Raw genomic sequence first — 22,905 nt, forward strand, 5'->3', positions numbered from 1 at the left:
GAAAACAACCATGGACAAGCATCACTTCAGCGCCCCTTTCAACTTCAACCGCTGGATCGACGAGCACGCGCACCTTCTCAAGCCGCCGGTGAACAATCAGCAGATATGGCAGGACAGCGATTACATGGTCACCGTGGTGGGTGGGCCTAATCAGCGCACCGACTTCCATGACGATCCGGTGGAGGAGTTTTTCTACCAGTTCAAGGGCAATGCCTACTTGAACGTCTGGGACCGAGGTCGCTACGAGCGCGTCGACCTTAAGGAAGGCGACATCTACCTGATGGCCCCCCACGTTATCCATTCGCCGCAGCGTCCTGAGCCCGGCAGTCTGTGTCTGGTGGTGGAGCATCGCCGCCCGGAAGGGCAGTCCGACGCCTTGCAGTGGTCCTGTGCGCACTGCGGCACCGTGGTCCGGCGCTATGAGTTGAGGCTCAAGAGCATCGTTGCCGATCTTCCACCGGTATACGACCAGTTCTATACCACCACCGATGATGAGCGTCGTTGCCCTGGTTGCGGCGAAATCCACCCAGGCCGCGATTGGCAGACCTGGCACAAGACGCTGCGTGAGGTCCACGGCTTATGAAAATCGATATCCATTCGCACTTTTTTCCCCGCATTACTCAAGCCGAGGCCGCCCGCCTGAGTCCTCAGCGTGGCCCTTGGCTGCATACCGAGGGGCGTCAGGGGCAGATCATGCTGGGAGATAAACCGTTCCGTCCGGTACATGATGTGCTGTGGGATCCGCAGCGCCGCATCGAACACCTGGATGAGCAGGGCTTGGACGTGCAAGTGATGTGCGCAACGCCGGTGATGTTCGGCTACGACCAACCTATCGCGCAGGCGCTGCCGTGGGCACAGATGATGAACGATCGGGCCCTGGAGATGACGGCCCTGATACCCGATCGCCTCAAGGTGCTGGCCCAGGTACCCCTGCAAGATATCGAGGCGGCCTGCCTTGAGGCCAGCCGGGCAAAGGCCTGTGGCCATGTCGGCGTGCAAATCGGCAATCACGTGGGCCACCACGATCTGGACGAAGCGGGCCTGATCACCTTCCTGCACCACTGTGCGGTGGAAAATATCCCGTTGCTGGTGCACCCGTGGGACATGATGGGCGGCGAGCGCATGAAGAAATGGATGTTGCCTTGGCTGGTCGCGATGCCGGCGGAAACACAGCTGGGTATCCTGTCGCTGATCCTGTCTGGCGCTTTCGAACGCTTGCCGGCGTCCCTGCGCATCTGTTTCGCCCATGGCGGCGGCGGCTTCGCCTTCCTCCTGGGACGGGTAGATAACGCCTGGCGCCATAGAGATATTGTCCGAGAGGATTGCCCGGAACTGCCGTCTAGCTATGTCAAACGTTTCTTCGTCGACTCGGCGGTCTTCGACCCTCGTGCGCTGCGTTTGCTGGTGGACGTGATGGGGGCAGACCGCGTCATGCTCGGCTCCGACTCTCCCTTCCCGCTAGGCGAACAGGCAATTGGCGCTGGTGTACTGGAGCATCCGCAGTTGAGCAAGCAGGACAAGTCGCGTATCTGCGCCGAGAACGCCCGGGGATTCTTCGGCATCTGATTGGCCATCGCGAACGAGCGGCAACCTGATCGGAAAAAAGTCGTGGTTGCCGAGGAGCGTCATGAAATCAAGCGTACTCACGGTTTCGCGCAAGCTGAAGTTCTACCAACTGGTGGTATTTGACCAGGTCGTGCAGAGCGGCTCACTACTACGTGCCGCTCAGATATTGAACATGACTCAACCTGCCGTCACCAAAGTTATCCATGAGATAGAGTCGTACTTCACCGCGCCGTTGCTGGTACGTAGCAATCGCGGCGTGCGCCTGACGGAGCTGGGCGAGGTAGTGCTGCGCAGAGCCCGTGCAATGCTGGCAGAGCTTAGGGCGCTAACTGATGAAGTGCAGGCTCATCACGAGGGGGGGGCAGGCCATGTGGTTGTAGGCACGCTAATTTCAGCTTCGGCATCGTTGTTGCCGCTCGCGCTACGGCTGCTCAAGGAGCGCGCCCCGCAGGTGCTGGTGTCGGTGCGGATCGGGCAATTCGATCAACTCTTCCCCGCCTTGATAGTGGGTGAGGTGGACCTGGTGATCGGGAGGATCCCTGACGACTGGCGGGGGCGGGAGGAGAGCCGGACGTTGGGCGTTGACTCGCTTTACGTGGAGTCTTTGTCGATCGTTGCCGGAAGCCGACACCCGCTACACGATCAGGCCGTGTCGAGCTTGGCCGATTTGCAGGCCTATCCGTGGATTTTGCCGCCACCCGGCTCGTCACTACGTCGTACCGTCAATGGGCTTTTTGCCGAGGCTGATTTACCGCTGCCAGCCAATGTAATCGAGTCGCTGTCGGTGCTTACCAACGTAGCGTTGATGCAGGACCAGAAGACTGTGGGTTTGCTGCCGATGGAGACGGCTCGGCAATTGTCTGGTCAGGGCGGGATTCGAAGCTTCACCTTCGGCACGCCCTTACGTTTCGGCGGGATCGGCTGTTTTTATCCCCATAACCGTGACCCCGGGCCTGCCGCCAAGCTTTTTAGGGAATGCACCCGACTTGCCTGCGAGCGGCATGTCATCAGCGACTGACAGTCGCCCCCCGGTAGAACCAGTGATGGTTATTCCGCCAAAAGGCGAGAGCGGCCAGTCAGGGCTGACCGCTATCGGTTCAACGCCCGCGCGGGATATTCAAACGCATCAAGACGTGGGCCGCGAGCCGGATCCAGCTTTAGCTCGTTCGTCGCTGGCGCCTCGGGCCATGCTGGAGAAAACACCGTCTCTTAGTACCCAGGCATGCATCAATGCGGCGCCCAGATGTCCCAGGATGATCGCGAACAGCAGCCACGCCAGAGCGCCATGTGCCAGCCGAAGCCATGCGTAGAGCACCGGATTTTCCGGAACCAGCGCAGGCAAGCTCCAGTCGCCCAGAAGGATGACGGGCCAGTTGCCTGCCGAACGCACCGCCCAGCCGAGCACTGGCAACCCCACCATCAATAGGTAGAGCAAGCCGTGCAACAGGTGGGCGGCTACGGCTTGCCAGCGGGGAATACTTGCGGGCAGTGCCGGCACAGGCCGGCAGAAGCGATTGGCCAGGCGCACCAGTGCGAGGCAAAGGATGGCGATGCCCAACGGCTGATGCACGTCGATCAACACGGGACGGAGGGCTAATGAGCTCATCATGGCTACCCCGATGAACAGCATGGCCATGATGGCGATCGCCATTGCCCAGTGCAGTAGCCTGGCGGTCAGGTTGAAGTGCCGGGGACTGCGCGTACGGGTAGTTGGTACGTCTTGCATCACTTGTGCTCCTGCTGGCCAATGGCGTCGGTTGCCCTGCCGAACGCGATTTCGCGCAGACGTGCATTGTAAGAGTGCGAGTAAATACCCGCGCGCGCTGCTAGCACAGGATCGTTCGACAGCGCGATACCGGATGGCACCAAGGTGGGGTCGAAGTTGATATCGCGACAGCCCCCTTCGCGCTGATCGCGAACGCTGGTCACTTCCAGCGTGCCGGCGACCACTTGCTGTCGCTCGGCGGGCCAGGGTTGTGACGGATCATCGACCGGATCTCCCGCCTGCGCCAATTGCAGTACCAGATCCCAGCGAACGGGCGCTTGTGCCACCCGCTTCTTGATATCGTCGAACAGGAAATCACGGCTGGATCGCGCCCGCTCTTCTGGGGAGAGGCCATGGAAGGGAGCGTGGGGCCGCATGAACCAGCGCACGGGCTGGCGTGTGCCATCTGCCGCAAGCAGGATAAATGCGTTGATGACGTTGTACTGGGCCTGCGCAAAGCTGCTCGGCCAAGGCGCAGTCGCCTTGTACTCCACCGCCTTGCGAGCCTCCGGGTACTTTTCGAAGAACGCCGCGACTCGCGTGGGGTCAGGCTGTCCGGTGGTCGGGTCGGGCTCGAATGCGTGCCTTTGTGCCAGGAACCCCTCGGCATCACGCGTAGGGAAGTAGGGGGCATTGTTCAGCTTCATCCGCCATTGAGATCTGTCGTCTGCACTCAACAACAAGGCCATGCTCACGGTGGCGGTAGAGGCGTCCGGCGCATGGGGGTCGGCGGACCCGATCGAGAAACGTCCGATTGCCGGGACTTCATCCTGGGCGAACACTCGAGCGGTCGAGAGCGACGCCGCTGCATTGCTGCTGCGAAAAACTCCTGCGAAACAGATGCCCTTACCATGCGCTCGACGATAGCCCGGTTCGAAGTGCTGCAGCGAGTCACCGAGAAACGTTCGAGTGGTCGTTCGGCCCCCGACCAGCCCGGCGGCCCAGGCGAATGACAGTGCCAGTGCGCCGACGATGGCTGTGATGGCCAGCACGGGCATCCAGCGTTTGTTGAATGTGGGACGTTGCAAAGCGCTCACCCTGACCTTGACCGATGATCCGCACGCACTATAAGTTCGCTACCCCACCCTAAGGAAGTACGCACCTTTTGGTTAGTAGCATGACTGACTCTCGCTTAGACACCGGCAACCCCCAGCGCTCATCCGCGCTTGACGAGCACACGCTGACCGCCAAGCTCAGGCGCGGCGACCTATTCACGGGCAAATGCAAGGCCAGGGAAGTGCTGTCTCACGTTACGAGTCTGTGGGGAATGCTATGCCTGATTGCGTTAATTGACGGCACGCTGCGTTACAGTGAGCTGCGTCGCAAAGTGAACGGCGTCAGCGAAAAGATGTTGTCGCAGACCCTTCAGCGGCTGGAAAGCGATGGTTTCGTGCGCCGGACTTCATATCCCGTTGTCCCTCCGTGGGTCGAATATGATCTGACCCCTTTTGGTCAGGAAGCCGCCGCGCATGTTGCGGCACTCGGCGACTGGTTGGAGATGAATCTTCATAAAGTCCCTAAAGCCTAGCGGGGTCTTGACGACTCATAGCTTCCATTACCTGATTTAAACAACGGCCACTGTGTAAACACTAGTTTTTGATAGCTTCGGCCCCTCGGATTCGCCAGCAGAGTGTTAGCGCAAAGAAGAGAAGTACTGGGTAGGTGACTTACCTAAGGCTTTCTTGAACATCGTAATGAAGGCATTAACGGAGTCATATCCAAGAATGCCCGCCACACGTTGCACGGATACCCCCTCTGCCAAATGGCTGAGTGCGATCATCAAATGCAGCTGCTGGCGCCACCGCCCGAAGCTGAGCCCGGTCTTGCTTTCAATTAGCCTGGCCAGCGTTCGTTCACTAGTCGCAAGCCGAGTGGCCCATTCGCGCAGGGTGGTGCGGTCGCCGGGAGTAGCAAAGAGCGTATCCGCGATGTGTTTGATCTTCGGATGGTCTGATATTGGCAAGTGCAGCTCTGTCACCGACGCATCGGAAAGCTGCTCGAGTAGGACTGCAACCAACCGCGCGGCCTTGCCCTCTGAAAGACAAGAGCGGTCTTGCTCAACAAGGTGCAGGATCAACTCCCGGACAAGCGGCGTAATAGCAAGTGTACAGCATCCATCAGGCATGACAGCTGCGCTGGGCTCGACGAACAGAAAGCAGGTACTGGCATTCGCGGTTACACGACAACTGTGCGGCGTGCCGCCGGGGATCCATACCGCGTGCTGGGGGGGCACAAGCCAGATTGCGTTCTGCACCTCACAGCTCACCGCCCCCCGCAAAGACAAGATCAGTTGGCCTTTACGATGATCATGTGTGCCGGTGCCGGAATGATTAGGTTCCGGCACAACCTTGAGTGCAATCGCTGCCTGGAAAAAAAGGTCTGAATCGAAATCTTCTGGTGAGGAAATGACATTTTTTGAGAATGGCATGATTTAGGTATCATGTGGCTTGATATCTATATTTTATAACTCTCAAGCTCTCTACAGTTGCCTTTTTTTCAGAGGACTGCTTGAGAATATGTCAGATCCAAAAAACAAGTGGCAGGCCACCATGCTCGTCGCGGGCATCCTGCTTATTGCCGTTAATCTGCGCGCTCCCTTCACGGGCATCGCGCCCATTCTGCCGCTAATCCAGAATCATTTTGGCTTGAGTGCATCAGCACTGGGCCTGCTCACTTCACTGCCACTCCTTACTTTTGCGGGGTTCTCCCCGCTCAGCGCTGCGGTCGCCCGAAGGTCCGGTACTGAGCGCACCCTTTTCGGTGCTCTGTTGGTGATTTCAGTGGGCATCCTGCTCCGCTCCGCAGGTAGCGCGTGGGCGTTGTACGCTGGTTCGATACTGATAGGCACCGGAATCGCCCTTGGCAATGTGCTTCTTCCCAGCCTGATTAAACGCGATTTCTCATCGAAAATGGCGTCTATGATCGGCGCTTACTCCATCACGATGGGCGCAGCAGGTGCTGTTGCGTCAGCCGCTATCGTTCCTCTGACCCAATCATGGGGATGGTCGATAGCCCTGAGTTTGGTGGTGGCAGCCCCGCTGTTGGCGATGTTGGTGTGGCTACCGCAGTTGAAAGTTAAAGAACACATGAGCCTGCCCAGCCCGAACCAAGCGGCATCTGTGGCTGTATGGCGTTCGACGCTTGCCTGGCAGGTCACCCTGTTCATGGGGCTCAACGCGATGCCTTTTTATGTCACAGTGAGCTGGCTTCCTACTATTCTGATGAACCATGGGATATCCCCCGAACAAGCAGGAGCAATACACGGCACGCTTCAACTGACTACAGCGATTCCCGGCTTGATCCTGGCGGCCACGCTTCGCCGTCTCACAGACCAAAGACTGGCGGCCGCTACCGTCAGTCTGCTAACAGCCTTATCACTTATCGGACTTATTTATGCGCCAGGCCACGCTATGTGGTGGGCCGCATTCCTAGGCTTTGGCTCTGGCGCCAGCATGATGCTCGGCCTGACGTTCATCGGTTTGCGCACAAAGAACTCCGTTGACGCGGCTGCACTTTCAGGAATGGCGCAATGTGTGGGCTATTTGATGGCAGCGGCAGGCCCGATATTGCTGGGGCATCTGCATGACTTAACCGGTGGTTGGACTGCACCGCTGCTGACCACCGCCGCCATCTCTATCGCAGGTGCATTCACCGGCATTTTGGCAGGACGCAACGTCCAACTCGAACCCTCTTATCGCTGCGCAGAATTTACTGGTTCTGAGTGAGGGGAGGCAGTGCTTGTCGGATCGGCTTGCGGCTGAGTTGACGTCCCGAAGCCCGCTGCCATCCGATCGACAGCATTGGTAGCTTACGCGAATGTCGGCTGTGGGTCGTTAGCGGCCAATCGTCAATTACTTATTTCGCTCCTCCGTCAATAAGCGACAGGTGTTATCGAATTAAATCGACTGGTCACGTCGAGCGCAAACGGCTGGTCAGCATGCATGATAGTTACTAGTCAGTGCAGGAGGATTTCCACCTATTTGCTGAGGTTGGGCCGCAAAGCAGAGGCTCTAAGTGGCCCCTTCTTCACGAAAATCACATCAGCTAAAAAGCAAAGAACGAGCAGCCCTCCGCACCCCATCGGCTGACCCACAACTCATCGGTATTAATGCGATCCATTTATGTGTAAAACTATGCTGGTGGACCCTGCTGTATGAGTACACCTTCACCGAGGCAACCGACATGCCCCTTACTAACCAAGAGCAAGCTGATTTTTCACGGTTATTAACACGAACTGCAGAGAATGCTGCGATGTATGCAGCTCTTACCAGGTCTGAGGAGATGAGTAATATTGGTGGCGAGACAGGTTACTGTGCTGAGCCTGGGTACCGCCTGATCCGCGTTGACCATCGGCTTGATCCGACCAGTGACAATGAATTCGAGATCGCCCTCGTGGACGACGCTCAATTATGCGTGGCCTATTACATGAGAATAACTCTGTCGCATATTCCCCAATTGAGTTTCAGACTTGTTGCGCGGCATGACTTGTGGAGATCGGCGGGAAGTCGCCACGCTTTAGTGCTTCGCGATATTTCGCGAAAGGTGCTATTCAGTTACGTCATCCGCGATTACGATCTCCTATTAACGGAGGAAAAGTACACACGGGGTGGCAAATTTTATTGGTTCAAGCAGGTGTCTTTGGCGATAGAGCTAGGCCTTTCAGTTCACGCATACGATCCATCAACGCAGACGCTTAGGGCCATTCCAACTCAGCGCATGCTCAGAACAGTGCAAGATCATGCCTGGTCGGGCGCATACTCAGTGTCTTTGCTAGCGATTATATCAAATAGGGGTAGATGAAGAGTTAAGAAGGCTTGGTTTTTTATCACTCGATACCCGAGTTGCTCGCTTATGATTCTCGCTGTAAAGTTCAGCAGTGATCGTTACATGGCCCTCACTATAGATGAGAAAATTCCAAGTATTAAATTTAGACCACTAGGTTCGAGGGGCGCTCGGAAAGGCTCTTGATCGAGTATGCCTGCCGAGCTTGAATATATGTCGCTGCAGGTCATAGAGGCAAGCGCAGTTGATTAATTCGCTTATAAGTTTCATGGAGAGAGTTAAAATCACCTCGAGACATTATTTCAAGAGGCGATCGACCTTCAAAAAATGGGTTGTTATTTTTTAGACCCGGAAATGCGACGACGTTCTCTGGATTGCTAAAAACAGCCCGAAGCGCAGTATGGATGTTTAGTATTAAACTAATACGTTGTTGTTGGTCAGTGTTCAGCATGAATTTGTCCTTTTTCCCTGATGTAGCGAGCTCATATGCAGCGGGTGAAATTCTAAGAATCTGGCACGCCTGGCTAGGTGATGCATTCCAGCTATCAATGATCCGAAGCGCTACCTTCAAGCCAACTGTTGAAAACGCTGGGCTAAGGCTTTCTACATCTGACATATGGATTTTCCCTACTCTGATAAATAAATGTACACACTGCTACCGAAAGTATGGGTAGGTTTTCACAGCTTTGAAAGCTCTAGCGTTACAGTCCTCCGACCCGGGCCGAATGGCTGGTCCGGGTCAGAACCATCGCGTCGCTTTCACAGGATCCATGACCTACCTTTATTCGAAAATTGCTGGACCTGTGAGGCACTAGCCTAGGCTACGCTATACGTCGACCTCTGGACAGCGATCGGATGTGTCGAACGTTTAGGGCATAGGTTCACCCAGGATCTGCTGAGTTAAAGGATGTTCCAGGTCGGCTCGCCAGGGTCGAAATAGTTCCACGATGGAACTCTGCAGGAAACCTGAGTTAGGGATATTTAGCTAGCCAATGGCCATCGGAGTCCTACGGTAACTGAATTTCTAAAGGGTGGGTCGGGCAAAATTTCACTGGTTAAGCCTAGTAACCCCTAAATCCCGTCTCACCTTGGAAAAGAGCGCTTCCACATCGGATTCGTTATCCGCTAACAGAAATATTTCTGTCAGTAAGCTCAGCGGGTGCACATCCATTGTGGAAGCTAGCTCAACCAGCTTCTCTAGGGTGGGGCTCTTCAAGCCTCTCTCTAATGTGCTTATGTAGGTTCGACTGCTCACGTCACTGAAATCTTCCTGGGTGAGGCCCCGACCTGTCCTGACCCTACGTAGCGTTTGACCGATAGCTAGCTTGAGCTCCATTTGCGTTTCAGATCCACAAAAGGAATTATCAAGCCTGTTTGAATACTATAGCGCTACAATCTATAGTGTTCATTTTTGAGGAGGTCCTATGACGAGATTGCTAGTAACGCTGGAAACGTTGGCTGAAGCCATTGATTTATCGAGAGAGTCAACGATTCTGATTGCCTGTCTCATCAATCTTCACAGCATCGACGAGGTAATCGAAATACAGGCATTCAAAAACGGTCAAGCCGTACTTGACCTGCTTAACAGGCTGGACCGCCCGAACGCCGACCTGGTAGTAGTAGGGCTTCATATAGCTCTTCCGCCCTGTTTATTTGATGAAGGAAAATGGCATGTTAAACCAATATTGGACTTCATGAGGGTCGTTGTACGAGAGGAAGGGTATCTAAAAGATGTCTACGCCTATAGAACTCCTTCGGGCAGGATTTTCGCAGATGGGGAAGAACTACTTAAAGAAAAAATAACTAGTATGCGAAGCATCTATCAAGCATCTAATGCAAATGCTCAAGGTGATAAAGAGCTAGAGGATTATCAGGTTGCAACGGCAGGGTTTTTGACAAGGTTCATTGCCGAAATATATGGATCTAAACATTAGCTTTTGTAGATGTTTGTGAGTATATCATCTATCTATTTTTTTGTATTTGGCTGGGAAGGTACAAATTGATGTAGCTTCTCTTTCAGGTTTGTGAGTTCATCGCTCAATTCAATAATTAATTCTTGCGCCGTAACAAGTTGACAATGAGCATGATCCCGCTGAAGAGTGAGCGCTTCAATTTTCGACTTTAGCCGCGAGATTATATTTCTTTTTTTCTCTGCGAGCTTGCGCTTTGATATCGCCTGATTAGTTTGAATGTCGACGTACGCTTGGATTTCTCGCACTAAGGATGGATAACGGCTTTTTCGCAGTGCACTGGGATCACAGCCGGCCTCCTTCGCGACATTATTTTGAGAAACCAACGCTGAAGGTTTTAACACATTGGGTCTTCCCAGCTTTAGACGGTTAAAAGCTTCTCTAAAGCGTTCCTCTGCAGTAGTATTTAGATTATTTGAGGGCATTTAAAATATACTCCAAGCCAAGAGCTTCGCTTACAAGGGATTGGTGGCGAGGTTGATCTGAAGGGATTTTATCAGCTTCTAATTTTAAATATTCTAGCTGTTGGGAAAGTTTGTGGATTTTTTCGCGGTCATAAAGTGCATCCGGGCAAGGTCCATTTCCATCGCTGCCGGCGCAGCGCGAAATCGATTCGATTCCTCCATATTCGCAAACCCCTCGATGGGTGCAAGCTCCAGCGAGAGTCTCTCGGAAAAAGATTGTTCCTCGCTCTGCCGCTTTCGTTAGCTGCTTTATATCCTTGGAGCCGATCAAATTTATTAAAGTAATATCTTTATTGTCCTTTCCAAGTGGAGATATGAATCGATCACCCATCGCCGTTTCGATACGAAGAGCCATGGTTTCATACATTGTTTTGACTACAAGCGAAGAGGTTTCTTCGTTGAGTAATAGCTTGGTGTAGCCTCGGCCATAGTACAGTGGCATCAAACGTGAGACATGTTTCATCAGGAACTGTAATGTGGAATCAGAGATAACGCCACTTGCAAACATATTGACCGCGCCAGTACGCCGTAATTGATGCCAGGTGAAGGGCCAAATATTGCCTACGACGAATTTTGAGCTATTTTTTAAATTTGGCGTGAGTTTTAAAGCTACTGTATGGTCTTCAGATGTGATAAGCATTTGACATTTGTCAAATAATTTACTGTATCGCCGAGTTAGCGCAGCGCCACATTGTAACCTTACACGAGAAGCAGATATTCCCGACTTCTTTGTAGACCACGGAATTTGGGTGGCGGTAAATAAATACGGATTCTTTCTGTCATGCTGGCTAGCAGTCGTGTTGCACAGCATGCGAAGCTTACAGATGGACTTCAAAGCTCTAACTGCTTTTTCAACGTTTGGGGTTGTGATCCACCGCGCGTCTGAGTCTTGGTCAGTCTTGGTCGTAGATCCAACTATTGTTAAGATGCGACCTAGGTAACCATCTTCTTCCCAGAGCAAGCATTCATAGCGAAGCGAACCAACCTCATCAATACGCTGCAGTGTAAAACTAGCGATATATCCTGCACACACTGTCTGAACCAGACCCATGTAAGAGGTTAGATGTAATATTGACATACCAGATTGCCGGATCTCTACCCATTTCTCTAATAAAGAATCTATTCTGAATTTTTCAGCGGTTTTGCCGAAATGTCCATGAAAATCGCTTCCATTTTCTAAGTTGGTGCCAGGTTTTTTTCTTCTGTTAAATGGCCCAGCACTTTGCTTTCGTCTATTTCCTGCAAGAGCATTTGTGTTTTTTTGGTATGATCGTAGGCAGTGTTCAAAGCAATTCTCTATATCGTCTAAGTTCGCTAAATAATCCTCAATGCAAGCGCTGAACCGAAGAACAATGTAGGTCCAAATCCGTGCTGGAATGTAGGCTGTCTGCTGATGATCTTCATATCTGTCTAGTTGAGATAATCTTTGGATTCCTTTGCTGTCGATCAGAATGAAGCCTAGATATTGTGAAGCGTCTAGCAGGCGATGAAGTTCAAGTATCAGTTTAGACCGACTGCTCGGAGTGATTTGTTGAGCGATTTTATCTATCAAGTTTGGGAAGTTTGATAGGTTGCTCGCAGTAATATTGTTAATGCTACATGTCGTGATTATTTGTTTTAAAATGAAGAAAATTGAACGAAACCCATTTGCACTGTTGCAAGATTTTATGCCCCAAATGCGCCAGGTGCAGATTAGCCTCAAAATATCTGCATTTGCCCTATCTATTAAAGTTTCATTTTTCTTAAGGTTATTAGGGTTGTCACTAAAACTAATGCTGAAAGTTTTTCCTGCCCAAGGTGAAAGATTCCAAACCGAATCTGCCCAATATGAAAAAACTTTCCCCTCTCTGTCTTCGCTCACCACCCAGTCTGATGGAGGCGGCCAGTGGGGAGGTCGGTAGGATTTTCTTGAATCGTCTAACCAATCATTATGATGACGTAGTCCGAAAATATTTAAAGATGAAATCATGGCTGACCCTCCATCGCATGGATGAGCATTCTCCAATCTGGATGATAATTCCCTTCTTCCACTCGAGCCAAAGCTTCACCTAACCACTGACTTCTTTCATTGCTCGACTCGCCAAACCATTTAAGCTTATCTGAAATCCTTACAATCACAATTTTCGCTGGGTGTGTTATTTCGTTATTGCTAGGCGGCACCCATTTTGATAGCTCAATTATTTTTAAGTGTCGGAAACTTGTGAGCGCCCAAAGATAATCCATTCGGTCTATATCACGGTGATGGGCGCACCAAAAGCAGCCTGACGGGCGTAGACAATCTGGCTTTAATGTTGCTACATCTGAGTCAACGCGTGCAGGTACGCCGTTGCAATGTCCTGGGGCTACCGCGACTTTTTTCAATATGGTTGGATCAAAGCTATTCCAGAAACTAACAATCTCAGTGATAGCTTGTTGTTGATTAGGTTTCTCATAAACGCGCAGTAATGTCTCCTTAGTATGTTGCCCCATCTCTGCAGTTACACTAGGGTTTCCTGTGCGCCGTAATAACCAATTCACTCGAGTGTGCCTTAAGGTCTGCGGGGGGATAAACTTAAGTCCAATTGATTTACAGACGGTGCGTATAGTGAATTGAGGCTTTGTTTGGAAGTTTCGACCGTGTTTGCGTACTAGAGGGAACAGCTCTTTGCGCTCAGGGAAAAGAGTTTTGCGCCACGCTAAATATCGCTCGAAATGAGGCTTGTATTCAGAGTAAATGTCGAATAAAACTTCACCTCCCCGGCGAGCTTTCCTGTCACGAATTTGGTAGCCGTCCAAATGGCTTGAGTAATAAAAGTTTTTAAGTTGTAACTTATGAGCTTGCGATAAATTCATTCCGGTTTGGCTAATGAAGATAAGAAGTTCAGCCTCTATCCTTCTGTTTAATAATGGGTGGCGGGTTTTCTGAGTCGATTCACTTTGCCAGGCTTGGAGATTACGGATTGATTTATTTCGTGCTTTTAACGCAATTTTATCCAGTTTGGCTGGGTCTAATGATAAATAATAAGTTGCTTCTTTAGGGTGTGGGTAGCCAGACCATTCTAAGAGTTTTCCTCCACGTCGCAGCGGTATGCTGATAGGCAGATTGCCCTTCAGTACGATGTCTGCACTTAAAGCGTCGCAAATATCTTGAAGGAAGAAACCAAACTCGAATGTATTCTCTAAACTCTGTTTTTCTGACGCAGCACTGGTGGCTTTCGGCCTAAGGGATGGCATCCGTAATCGCGTTATAGAAATCAGTGGTGTGGTTCTTTCCAGGACGCTATCAAGTATATAGGCGGCGGCAGATACATTGCAGTATGCTGACCTTTGGCTAATGGATTTAGCAATTTGCCAACGGTATAGTACAAAGTCAGACCAAGCGAGAAACTCGCTTTGAAGATTCTCTAAGGATAGTATTCTTGCTTCTTCATCAGCCCATTGAAAAAGTTTCCTTATTTGAGTGATTGCCGACTCGGCCGTCCATTTACTTCCGCCACCCACCAGTCGATCGTTAATTGCTTGGTGTATTTTGGTAACGAGGCTAAGCCTTTGCTTCACTGGTTGTCCTAACTTGCCGCTTGAAATTAGCGTCTGAACTTCTCTAGCAGGTGCGCCAGCACCGCCGATGTACAAAAGGGCTGTGAGGTCCCAGGGAGTTTCTCTCTCACCAAATGCTACGGTCGGAAAGTTCAAGCTTGGGGTAACCGTATTACTAAGTGATGAACTCCTTCCATTTTCTTTCATGCAATCCGCTGAATGCTTCATGGAATGCTTTGGCAGCCTCTTGTTTACCTTTCGTAGACTCAATAAATTTTACATATCTAAAAGTAGTAGACTCGTGTTTGTGAAACATTGCGTTTCTTACGAATTCAATCGCGGCTCCTGTGGGCGCGACCTTGAGTGCAAGCTTCATTAACCATGTTCCGTAAGTTGCTCGGGTTTGATGAAACTTAAATTTTGACATAAATTTTAGCCCATGCTTTACTCCCTTTCGCCTCAGTGATGACATCAAAACTCCCATAGCTGTTTTGCTGTAGCCATTGCCCCGGCTAGTCAAGAAAATAAGCGACCGAACATTAGGCGAAGCTCTAGATTCGCGCTTCAGGCGTCTTATCGAATAAGCATATGCCTTCAAAGCCTCAAATAGCGCTTTCGGTATCAGTAGCTCTCCTGATACATTGAACTTTGTAGCTACTCCGGTTCCAGGGCCGATTCGTACTAAGTAGATGTTTTCGATATATGCATCCGGGCGTGCCTGTTCGAGACATTCAATTGTAAGGCTTGAAACTGTGCCAAGGCGTGCTCCGGTAAAGAATCCCAATGAGAGCATCAAATGCATTTCTTCGGTTTCTACCGCAAGTGTTAACTCCAGTAACTCGGTCATATTTGAATCACTGAGGGGTAGGAGACCATCTTCAAGCCGAACAACTGGTGCTACTCGATTAGGGATCGCTAAATCGGTAGACATTCTCTGCAAGGCTCTGGGAAATCCCGCAGTGTCGAAATATCGCACAGTAATGATGCGGTCGCGCCAAATGTTGCGAGACTCTACGAAGCGCTGATCTGATGCGTATTTGTAGAATTGGATAACAGCGGTGATTCGGGAGCGCGCTGTGCTAGGGGCCAGGTCGCCACCTTCTATTTTGTCTATCAGGTAACCTCGAAAACGAACTGTAGCACGCTCAGACAGCTTTATAGGAAAATGACGCCAATCTAGCAATTGATCTTCGAGGAAGTTTGCATACGCGTGTAGGTGTTTAACCAAGCTGAGAACAGTTGCAACGCTAGCATGATCGTTATAAATCTTTTCAAGAACCCACAGGTTAACTTCGCGCCAGCTTTCACCGGTGGTCCAAAAGATTTGAGGAAGGGATGGGATTGGGCTGCGTATGACATCAGGCACCCATGAGAGCTTGTCATGGGTAATACATGCATGAGTGGGGATAAAATTCACAGACTCGAGAAAAGCCATGCGCCCCCCAGCTAGGGAGTGGGGAGTAAGGCGGATGCACATCCATCACACCTTACTCCAGTTGATCAGTCACTATGTCCATAGCATGGCACAGGTGGGGTGACTGTCAATGACCGCAAACTATACGTTGAAGCGGAAGTGCATCACGTCGCCGTCTTTGACGATGTAATCCTTGCCTTCCAGGCGCCATTTACCGGCTTCCTTGGCACCGCTTTCACCCTTGAACTGGATGAAGTCGTCATAGGCCACCACTTCAGCGCGGATGAAGCCTTTTTCGAAGTCGGTGTGGATAACCCCGGCTGCTTGCGGTGCGGTGGCACCGATGCGAACGGTCCAGGCACGCACTTCCTGCACGCCGGCAGTGAAGTAGGTTTGCAGGTTCAGCAGCTCGTAACCGGCGCGGATCACGCGGTTCAGGCCAGGCTCTTCCAGGCCCAGGGCCTCGAGGAACATGTCCTTCTCTTCACCGTCGTCCAGCTCGGCGATTTCTGCTTCGATCTTGTTGCACACCGGCACCACTACCGCGCCTTCTTCCTCGGCGATGGCCTTGACCACGTCCAGGTGCGGGTTGTTGTCGAAGCCGTCTTCGGCGACGTTGGCGATGTACATCACCGGCTTGCTGGTCAGCAGGTGGAAGCCACGGATGACGGCTTTTTCGTCGTCAGCCATGTTCTTCATCAGGCTGCGCGCAGGCTTGCCTTCGGTGAAGTGCGGGATCAGCTTTTCCAGAATGGCCTTTTGCGCCAAGGCTTCCTTGTCGCCGCCTTTGGCGTTGCGGGTAACCTTCTGCAGTTGCTTCTCGCAGCTATCGAGGTCGGCGAAGATCAGTTCGAGGTCGATGATCTCGATGTCACGCTTGGGGTCGACGCTGTTGGAAACGTGAATCACGTTCTCGTCTTCGAAGCAGCGCACCACGTGGGCAATGGCGTCGGTCTCGCGGATGTTGGCGAGGAACTTGTTACCCAGGCCTTCGCCTTTCGAGGCACCGGCAACCAGGCCGGCGATGTCGACGAATTCCATGGTGGTCGGCAGGATGCGGTTTGGCTTGACGATTTCAGCCAGCGCAGCCAGACGAGCGTCGGGCATCGGCACGATGCCGCTGTTTGGCTCGATGGTGCAGAAAGGGAAGTTCTCCGCCGCGATGCCAGACTTGGTCAGGGCGTTGAACAGGGTGGACTTGCCGACGTTGGGCAGGCCGACGATGCCGCAATTGAAACCCATGGGTATTCCCCTCTCTAAAGGAAATCAGGCCTTCTGGCTGTGCAGTTCGCGCATCGCCTTGGCAAAGTCGCCGGCAAGCACGTCCGGCAGCACGCCGAGGGCAAAATCGATGCTGGCGTCGAGCTTCTCCTGCTCGGCGCGCGGCGCGCGGCCCAGGACGAAGTTGGAGACCAGTTTGGCGTCGCCCGGGTGGCCAATGCCAAGCCGCAGGCGGTGGAAGTCGTTCTGGTTGCCGAGCTGCGCGATGATGTCGCGCAGGCCGTTGTGCCCACCATGGCCGCCGCCGCGCTTGAGCTTGGCAACGCCCGGAGGCAGGTCGAGTTCGTCGTGTGCCACCAGGATTGCTTCCGGCTTGATGCGGAAGAAATTGGCCAAGGCCGCTACGGACTGGCCGCTGCGGTTCATGTAGGTGGTGGGGATCAACAAACGAACGTCGTTGCCCTGATGGCTGAATTTAGCCGTCAGGCCGAAATACTTTTTGTCAGCGGTAAGCGAAATACGCTGGGCGCTGGCAATGCGTTCAACGAAAAGAGCCCCTGCGTTATGCCGGGTCTGTTCGTATTCGGGGCCGGGATTACCCAGGCCAACGATCAACTGGATGGCGGTCACGTCAGGGGCTCTTCCTTGGAGTTGGTGGGTTACAGTGCGCGCGGCACTGTAACCCGATCAACGCCGGCGTGCGAGTGGATTACTCGGCAGCGCCTTCTGCTTCTGGAGCAACGCGTGGAGCGTGAACGTTGGCAACAGCTTTGTCATCACCGTGGGCCAGAGCTACGAACTCTACGCCTTTCGGAGCTTTCAGGTCCGACAGGTGGATGATGGTGCCGACTTCGGCGTTGGCCAGGTCAACTTCGATGAACTCAGGCAGGTCTTTGGCTTCGCAGGAAACTTCGATCTCGGCAACAACGTGGGAGATCTCGCCGCCTTTCTTGGCCGGTGCTTCTTCGTTGATGAAGTGCACTGGAACAACAGCGGTCAGTTTCTGGCCAGCAACAACGCGAACGAAGTCGGCGTGCATGATGAACTGCTTGGCTGGGTGGCGCTGCATGGCCTTGATGATGACGTTCTGCTTGACACCGTCAACATTCAGCTCGATAACGTGGCTGAAAGCAGCTTCGTTTTCGAACAGCTTGGTGATTTCCTTGGCCACGATGGTCAGGGATTGAGCTTCTTTATCACCACCGTAGACAACGGCCGGGATGCTCAGCGCATGACGCAGGCGGCGGCTCGCACCTTTCCCCAGGTCAGTACGCGCTTGGGCGTTCAGAATAAAATCAGTCATTTTGTTTCTCCAAAATAGCCCCCCGAAGGCGTTTGCGACCAGCGCCAACGGGGATGGCAAAAAAGCCCCGCCCCAACACATGTTGGGGCGGGGCGCTTCACATCAACACGCGTTCCGCTTAGCGGAACATCGCGCTGATCGATTCTTCGTTGCTGATGCGGCGGACCGCTTCAGCCACAACCGGTGCGATATCCAGCTGGCGGATACGGTCACAGGCTTGAGCAGCGGCGGACAGCGGAACGGTGTTGGTCACCACCAGCTCGTCCAGTACCGACTTCTCGATGTTCTCGATCGCGCGGCCCGACAGAACAGGGTGCGTGCAGTAGGCGTAAACCTTGGCAGCGCCGTGCTCTTTCAGGGCTTTGGCCGCGTGGCACAGGGTGCCGGCGGTGTCGACCATGTCGTCTACCAGGATGCAGGTGCGCCCTTCGACGTCGCCGATGATGTGCATAACCTCGGAGTGGTTAGCCTTCTCGCGGCGTTTGTCGATGATACCCAAGTCGACGCCCAGGGACTTGGCAACGGCACGTGCGCGCACGACACCACCAATGTCCGGGGAGACGATCATCAGGTTCTCGAAACGCTGGTCTTCGATGTCATCGACAAGTACGGGCGAGCCGTAGATGTTGTCGACGGGGATATCGAAGAAGCCTTGGATCTGGTCAGCGTGCAGGTCGACGGTGAGTACACGGTCGATACCTACGACAGTGAGCATGTCAGCGACAACTTTGGCGCTGATGGCTACACGTGCCGAACGCGGACGGCGGTCCTGGCGGGCATATCCGAAGTAAGGAATCACGGCGGTGATTCGGGATGCTGAGGAGCGGCGGAAGGCGTCGGCCATCACTACCAGTTCCATCAGGTTATCGTTGGTCGGGGCACAAGTCGGCTGAATAATGAAAACGTCTTTACCGCGAACATTTTCATTGATCTCAGTGCTGATCTCGCCGTCGGAGAATTTACCGACAGAGACGTCACCGAGAGGGATATGCAGCTGACGTACGACACGCCGAGCCAGATCGGGGTTAGCGTTCCCCGTAAAGACCATCATCTTGGACACGCGCAGTACCTGAAGGCTGAGGGTATACCTGGATGAGTATAGGAAAATGGCAGGGGCGGCTGGATTCGAACCAACGCATGGCAGGATCAAAACCTGCTGCCTTACCGCTTGGCGACGCCCCTGTATCTGTTGCTGCGAACGCTTATGCGCTCGACTTCTTGACCAGACTTTGCAGCTTGCGATGCAACATCGAAATATTGCTTCCTTTCGCCACAAACCCTGTTTGGGTCGCTGAAAGAAGGGCCAGAACTTTATCAGCTTCGGCTTTGTTTGGGAAGGCCCCAAACACACAACTTCCAGTGCCGGTTAGTCGAGCCTCAGTGAATTTACCCAGTGAATTCAACGCATTGCGAACTTCTGGATAACTCTGCTCTACCACCGGTTGGCAGTCATTTCGACTGTTTCCCTCGGGAACGGGGCGCATATTAAGGGGGAGGGAATCACGTGTCAACTGTGGATGTGAAAAAATTTCTACTGTGCTGACAGACACTTGCGGCACCAGCACGACATACCAGGGCTCGTGCGGGTTGACCGGGGTCAGTTGCTCGCCCACGCCCTGGGCGAACGCCGCATGGCCGCGTACGAATACCGGTACGTCGGCGCCCAGGCTCAGGCCCAATGCGGCCAGGCGGTCTTCGTCCCAGTCCAGTTGCCACAGGTGGGCGAGGGCCAGCAGGGTGGTAGCGGCGTCCGAACTGCCGCCGCCGATGCCGCCACCCATGGGCAGTACCTTGGTCAGCCAGATGTCGGCGCCCAGTGGGCTGCCGGACTGTTCCTGCAACTTGCGGGCGGCACGCACGATCAGGTTGCTGTCGTGCGGCACGGCCTCGATCTCGGTGTGCAGGCGGATCACGCCATCGTCACGAACGGCGAAACTCAGTTCGTCGCCATGGTCGAGAAACTGGAACACGGTTTCCAGCTCGTGATAACCATCCGCGCGACGGCCGATGATATGCAGCCACAGGTTGAGCTTGGCCGGGGCGGGCAGGGTGATTTTCTGCATGTGATCAGTGCCCCAGCTGGCGTGGCTGCCAGTCCTTGACCACCAGGGTCACGTCCAGGTCCTTGCCGTGCAGTTTCAGGCGCTCGGGCAACCAGTAGCCATTCTGCTCGGTGTAGCTCAGGTACTGTACCTGCCAGCCATCCTGCTCGAGGCTGGCCAGGCGGCTGTCGCCGTCCAGGGTCAGCTTGCTCTTGCTGTCGGGAGAGGGCAGGCCGCGGACCCACCAGACCAGGTGCGACACGGGCAACTGCCAGCCAAGCTGCTCTTCCAGCAGGGCTTCCGGGCTGGTGGCCTCGAAGCGGCCTTGGTTGGCCACTTCCAGCACCACGCCGCCGGGTCGGCCGGTCAGGCGTGCGGCACCACGGCCGAGCGGCCCAGCCAGGCGAATGTCGTAATAGTCCTGGCGCTGCAGCCAGAACAGCGTGCCGCTGCCGGAGTCGCGCGGGGCACGGATCCCGACCTTGCCGTTGATCTGCCAGCCATCAAGGCTGCTCAGCTGCTCTTTATGGGCCCGCCACTGTTGTGGGTCGCCGTGACCTTGCAGGGCTTCGCGGCTACCGAAGCCGGCACAGCCGGCCAGCAGGGCGATCAGGGTGAAGGTGATGCAATGGCGCAAAAACATGGCGTTAAAGGGTCTCGGATCCGGTCAGGCGCAGGAGGGTCTTGCGCAGGATGGGGCTGTCGGCCTGGGCTTCGAAGCCCTTGGCCCATACCTGGCGGGCTTCGCGGCGCTTGCCGTTGGCCCACAGCACTTCGCCCAGGTGGGCGGCCACTTCGTGGTCGGGGAAGTTGGCAAAGGCTTGGCGCAGGTAGGTTTCAGCCTCGTCGAGGTTGCCCAGGCGGTAGTTGACCCAGCCCAGGCTGTCGAGTACCGCCGGGTCGTCCGGGGTCAGCTGGTGGGCCTTGTCGATCAGCGCCTTGGCTTCGGCGTAGCGCGTGGTGCGGTCGGCCAGGGTGTAGCCCAGGGCGTTCAACGCCATGGCGTTTTCCGGTTCGCGGGCGATGATGGCGCGCAGGTCTTTTTCCAGCTGCACCATGTCGTCGCGTTTTTCGGCCAGCATGGCGCGGGTGTACAGCAGGTTGAGGTCGTCGGGGTAGCGCTGGATGGCTTGTTGCAATACCTGGCTGGCCTGGGCGTCCTTGCTGTTGTTGCTGTAGCTTTCCGATTCGATCAGGAACAGCTGGATGGCATAGTCCGGCTGGGCTTCGCGGGCCTCGGCGAGCAGGCGCGAGGCCTCGGTGCCGCGGCCGTTGGCAATCAGGATGTCTGCCTGGCGCAGCTGCGCCGGGAGGTAGTCGGGGCCAGGGCCGACCAGGGCGTATTCGCGCAGGGCGCCAGCGGGGTCGTGGCGTTCCTCGCGGATGCGGCCCAGGTTCAGGTGCGCGGCGTCGACGTTGCTGTCACGCTCGACCAGTTCCTGCAGGTAGCCTTCGGCTTCATCCCAGTCTTTGTTCTCCAGGCACACCAGGGCCAGGGAATAGCGCAGTTCGTCATCGTCCGGGTATTGCTGGACCAGGCTGAGGAACTCGCCCTTGGCATCAGCGATGCGGTCCTGCTCGACCAGGGTGCGGGCGTAGGTCAGGCGCAGGCGCTTGTCATCCGGGTTGTCGCGAATTGCACCGCGCAGCAGGGGCAGTGCCTCGGAGCCGCGGTCCAGGGCTTGCAACAGGCGGGCGCGCAGCAAGATCGGGGCAATTTCGCCGTTGTGCGCCGGGTGGGATTCGAGCAGTTCCAGCGCCTCTTCGGCCTTGCCGTCCTGGTTCAGCAACAGGGCCTTGCCGAACACCAGCTGGCCGTTGTCCGGGTATTTCACCAGCAGGCGCTCGAAGCTTTGCAGCAGGCCGTCGCGGGTGCTCTGGTCGGTTTCGGCGGCGGACAGGGCGAGGAAGTCGAAGTGGGTGTCGCCCTGGCCCTGCAGCACCTTTTCCATGTAGGCCATGGAGTCGTCATAGCGGCCGGCGCGGGCCAGCTGGATGGCGGCGGCGCGCTGGGCGTCGAGGTTCTGCGGGTCGTTGCGGGCCCAGACCAGTGCGTTGTCCAGTGACGGCTCGTCGGCGCCGAGGTATTCAGCGATGCGATAGGCGCGTTCGGAAACCGCGGGGTCCTGGGTTTTTGCTGCCTGGTCGGTGTAGTTGGCCAGGGCAATGTCGAAGCGGTTGCGCTGGCCGGCCAGCTCCGCGACCAGCAGGCTATACAGCGTGTCCTGCTTGAACGAGCCATACACCACGGGCTTCTGGGCCTCGCCCTTGCCGGCTTCGGCGACGGGAGGCTCGGCCTTTTGCGGGGCCAGGCTCTGGCAGCCCTGGAGCAGGGCGAAGGCAAGCAGCAATGCGTATGGTTTGTTCATAGAAGGCTTTAGGAGGACTCACCGGCGGTCGGAGCATGATGACACAAGCGCGGGGGCAAAACCCACCTGCGAAGGTATGAAGCATATGCTTAGCACATGCAGACCGCGCAGCGCGCGCAGGGTTCGCCCCAGGCTTGCCACAATGCCCAGGGCTCCGGCTCTTGCTCTTGCTTCTAAGCGCGCGATAGCTCAGGCGACGCGGATTGCGACTTCAGGAGGCGGAGCGCAGGGCTTGCGGAGGGAGGTGACGGGCATGGATGCCCGTCAAGCGCTGAGCCCCAGGATGGGGCCTGCAGCGCGGTCCTCCCGGGAGCAAGCCCGGAGCGAGGGTTAAGGCCCACATCGCACGAAGCGAAAAGCGTATCTGTCTGTTTTGGTTCAGCGAACAGTCCGTTTGCGATGGCGACGCTGACTCACCTTTTCGCCCTTACGGCGAGTCACTTTTTGCCAAACGCGGCAAAAAGTAACCAAAAAACGCTGCGCTCCGATCCTC

At 54.7% G+C, this 22,905-nt stretch carries 23 protein-coding genes and 1 tRNA gene; 7 read left to right on the top strand and 17 right to left on the bottom strand.

All coding sequences use genetic code 11. The annotated features are described in order from the left end of the window. Nucleotides 1-10 precede the first annotated feature (10 nt). The 3 genes from MRBLPB4O_RS03740 to MRBLPB4O_RS03750 all read left to right on the top strand — a co-directional run bounded on the left by MRBLPB4O_RS03740 (nucleotide 11) and on the right by MRBLPB4O_RS03750 (nucleotide 2,584). Nucleotides 11-583, top strand: coding sequence for a 3-hydroxyanthranilate 3,4-dioxygenase (locus MRBLPB4O_RS03740; RefSeq protein ID WP_025754656.1), 573 nt, complete (start codon nucleotides 11-13; stop codon nucleotides 581-583). After that, complete coding sequence (locus tag MRBLPB4O_RS03745; RefSeq protein WP_025754655.1) at nucleotides 580-1,566, top strand: amidohydrolase family protein; 987 nt, start codon at nucleotides 580-582, stop codon at nucleotides 1,564-1,566. The genes MRBLPB4O_RS03740 and MRBLPB4O_RS03745 overlap by 4 nt, the downstream gene beginning before the upstream one ends. A gap of 61 nt (nucleotides 1,567-1,627) precedes the next feature. Continuing rightward, a complete protein-coding gene (locus tag MRBLPB4O_RS03750) occupies nucleotides 1,628-2,584 on the top strand; it encodes a LysR family transcriptional regulator (protein WP_025754654.1) in 957 nt (318 codons plus the stop codon). A 108-nt stretch (nucleotides 2,585-2,692) separates the two neighbouring features. Here MRBLPB4O_RS03750 and MRBLPB4O_RS03755 read toward each other — a convergent pair whose 3' ends face one another. Then, nucleotides 2,693-3,292, bottom strand: a complete 600-nt coding sequence (locus MRBLPB4O_RS03755; RefSeq protein WP_025754653.1) for a cytochrome b — start codon at nucleotides 3,290-3,292, stop codon at nucleotides 2,693-2,695. Next, the gene (locus tag MRBLPB4O_RS03760) at nucleotides 3,292-4,368 is read right to left on the bottom strand and encodes a catalase family peroxidase (RefSeq protein ID WP_025754652.1); all 1,077 of its coding nucleotides are present in this window, start codon (nucleotides 4,366-4,368) and stop codon (nucleotides 3,292-3,294) included. Before MRBLPB4O_RS03760 ends, MRBLPB4O_RS03755 begins: the two co-directional genes overlap by 1 nt. 80 nt (nucleotides 4,369-4,448) lie before the next feature. On the opposite strand from MRBLPB4O_RS03760, the gene MRBLPB4O_RS03765 reads away from it, so the two are divergent. Beyond that, nucleotides 4,449-4,859, top strand: a complete 411-nt coding sequence (locus tag MRBLPB4O_RS03765) for a helix-turn-helix domain-containing protein (RefSeq protein WP_050587800.1) — start codon at nucleotides 4,449-4,451, stop codon at nucleotides 4,857-4,859. Between the two features lie 105 nt (nucleotides 4,860-4,964). On the opposite strand, the gene MRBLPB4O_RS03770 is transcribed toward MRBLPB4O_RS03765, so the two are convergent. Then, nucleotides 4,965-5,759, bottom strand: coding sequence for a helix-turn-helix transcriptional regulator (locus MRBLPB4O_RS03770; protein ID WP_027614750.1), 795 nt, complete (start codon nucleotides 5,757-5,759; stop codon nucleotides 4,965-4,967). A gap of 88 nt (nucleotides 5,760-5,847) precedes the next feature. Here MRBLPB4O_RS03770 and MRBLPB4O_RS03775 point away from each other — a divergent pair, with 88 nt between their 5' ends. Both MRBLPB4O_RS03775 and MRBLPB4O_RS03780 read left to right on the top strand, forming a co-directional pair. Continuing rightward, nucleotides 5,848-7,056 carry an MFS transporter gene (locus MRBLPB4O_RS03775; RefSeq protein WP_025755032.1) on the top strand — a complete coding sequence of 403 codons (1,209 nt, stop codon included), beginning with the start codon at nucleotides 5,848-5,850 and terminating at the stop codon, nucleotides 7,054-7,056. A gap of 289 nt (nucleotides 7,057-7,345) precedes the next feature. Further along, nucleotides 7,346-8,131, top strand: a complete 786-nt coding sequence (locus MRBLPB4O_RS03780) for a hypothetical protein (RefSeq protein WP_174244663.1) — start codon at nucleotides 7,346-7,348, stop codon at nucleotides 8,129-8,131. Between the two features lie 208 nt (nucleotides 8,132-8,339). Here the strand turns inward: MRBLPB4O_RS03780 and MRBLPB4O_RS03785 are convergent, their stop codons facing one another. Both MRBLPB4O_RS03785 and MRBLPB4O_RS03790 read right to left on the bottom strand, forming a co-directional pair. Beyond that, nucleotides 8,340-8,729, bottom strand: a complete 390-nt coding sequence (locus MRBLPB4O_RS03785; RefSeq protein WP_081735854.1) for a DUF2384 domain-containing protein — start codon at nucleotides 8,727-8,729, stop codon at nucleotides 8,340-8,342. Nucleotides 8,730-9,161: 432 nt separating this feature from the next. Continuing rightward, complete coding sequence (locus MRBLPB4O_RS03790) at nucleotides 9,162-9,449, bottom strand: helix-turn-helix transcriptional regulator (RefSeq protein WP_025755034.1); 288 nt, start codon at nucleotides 9,447-9,449, stop codon at nucleotides 9,162-9,164. Nucleotides 9,450-9,537: 88 nt separating this feature from the next. Here MRBLPB4O_RS03790 and MRBLPB4O_RS03795 point away from each other — a divergent pair, with 88 nt between their 5' ends. Then, nucleotides 9,538-10,047 (top strand): hypothetical protein, encoded by a 510-nt coding sequence (locus tag MRBLPB4O_RS03795; protein ID WP_341797549.1) that lies wholly within the window; start codon nucleotides 9,538-9,540, stop codon nucleotides 10,045-10,047. Between the two features lie 32 nt (nucleotides 10,048-10,079). Here the strand turns inward: MRBLPB4O_RS03795 and MRBLPB4O_RS03800 are convergent, their stop codons facing one another. The 12 genes from MRBLPB4O_RS03800 to MRBLPB4O_RS03855 all read right to left on the bottom strand — a co-directional run bounded on the left by MRBLPB4O_RS03800 (nucleotide 10,080) and on the right by MRBLPB4O_RS03855 (nucleotide 22,412). Then, the gene (locus MRBLPB4O_RS03800) at nucleotides 10,080-10,508 is read right to left on the bottom strand and encodes a hypothetical protein (RefSeq protein ID WP_155951177.1); all 429 of its coding nucleotides are present in this window, start codon (nucleotides 10,506-10,508) and stop codon (nucleotides 10,080-10,082) included. Next, the gene (locus tag MRBLPB4O_RS03805; RefSeq protein ID WP_155951176.1) at nucleotides 10,495-12,516 is read right to left on the bottom strand and encodes a hypothetical protein; all 2,022 of its coding nucleotides are present in this window, start codon (nucleotides 12,514-12,516) and stop codon (nucleotides 10,495-10,497) included. The genes MRBLPB4O_RS03800 and MRBLPB4O_RS03805 overlap by 14 nt, the downstream gene beginning before the upstream one ends. Then, a complete protein-coding gene (locus MRBLPB4O_RS03810) occupies nucleotides 12,513-14,219 on the bottom strand; it encodes a site-specific integrase (protein ID WP_155951175.1) in 1,707 nt (568 codons plus the stop codon). The genes MRBLPB4O_RS03805 and MRBLPB4O_RS03810 overlap by 4 nt, the downstream gene beginning before the upstream one ends. A gap of 19 nt (nucleotides 14,220-14,238) precedes the next feature. Continuing rightward, nucleotides 14,239-15,498, bottom strand: coding sequence for a site-specific integrase (locus MRBLPB4O_RS03815; protein WP_341797550.1), 1,260 nt, complete (start codon nucleotides 15,496-15,498; stop codon nucleotides 14,239-14,241). Nucleotides 15,499-15,618: 120 nt separating this feature from the next. Beyond that, nucleotides 15,619-16,719 (bottom strand): redox-regulated ATPase YchF, encoded by a 1,101-nt coding sequence (ychF, locus tag MRBLPB4O_RS03820; protein ID WP_043204081.1) that lies wholly within the window; start codon nucleotides 16,717-16,719, stop codon nucleotides 15,619-15,621. Nucleotides 16,720-16,743: 24 nt separating this feature from the next. Then, nucleotides 16,744-17,328 carry an aminoacyl-tRNA hydrolase gene (gene pth / locus MRBLPB4O_RS03825; RefSeq protein WP_016501511.1) on the bottom strand — a complete coding sequence of 195 codons (585 nt, stop codon included), beginning with the start codon at nucleotides 17,326-17,328 and terminating at the stop codon, nucleotides 16,744-16,746. A gap of 79 nt (nucleotides 17,329-17,407) precedes the next feature. Continuing rightward, nucleotides 17,408-18,001, bottom strand: a complete 594-nt coding sequence (locus tag MRBLPB4O_RS03830) for a 50S ribosomal protein L25/general stress protein Ctc (protein ID WP_063423720.1) — start codon at nucleotides 17,999-18,001, stop codon at nucleotides 17,408-17,410. A gap of 118 nt (nucleotides 18,002-18,119) precedes the next feature. Next, complete coding sequence (locus MRBLPB4O_RS03835; protein WP_003247410.1) at nucleotides 18,120-19,061, bottom strand: ribose-phosphate pyrophosphokinase; 942 nt, start codon at nucleotides 19,059-19,061, stop codon at nucleotides 18,120-18,122. Nucleotides 19,062-19,108: 47 nt separating this feature from the next. Continuing rightward, nucleotides 19,109-19,183 (bottom strand) — tRNA-Gln (locus MRBLPB4O_RS03840). A 20-nt stretch (nucleotides 19,184-19,203) separates the two neighbouring features. After that, nucleotides 19,204-20,064, bottom strand: coding sequence for a 4-(cytidine 5'-diphospho)-2-C-methyl-D-erythritol kinase (ispE, locus tag MRBLPB4O_RS03845; RefSeq protein WP_341797551.1), 861 nt, complete (start codon nucleotides 20,062-20,064; stop codon nucleotides 19,204-19,206). A gap of 4 nt (nucleotides 20,065-20,068) precedes the next feature. Then, nucleotides 20,069-20,686: a lipoprotein insertase outer membrane protein LolB gene (lolB, locus tag MRBLPB4O_RS03850; RefSeq protein ID WP_341797552.1), complete on the bottom strand. Its 618-nt coding sequence runs from the start codon at nucleotides 20,684-20,686 to the stop codon at nucleotides 20,069-20,071. 4 nt (nucleotides 20,687-20,690) lie between these two features. Continuing rightward, a complete protein-coding gene (locus tag MRBLPB4O_RS03855; protein ID WP_341797553.1) occupies nucleotides 20,691-22,412 on the bottom strand; it encodes a tetratricopeptide repeat protein in 1,722 nt (573 codons plus the stop codon). Nucleotides 22,413-22,905 lie beyond the last annotated feature (493 nt).

It is taken from the genome of Pseudomonas sp. LPB4.O (assembly GCF_038383825.1).
Taxonomy (GTDB): domain Bacteria; phylum Pseudomonadota; class Gammaproteobacteria; order Pseudomonadales; family Pseudomonadaceae; genus Aquipseudomonas; species Aquipseudomonas putida.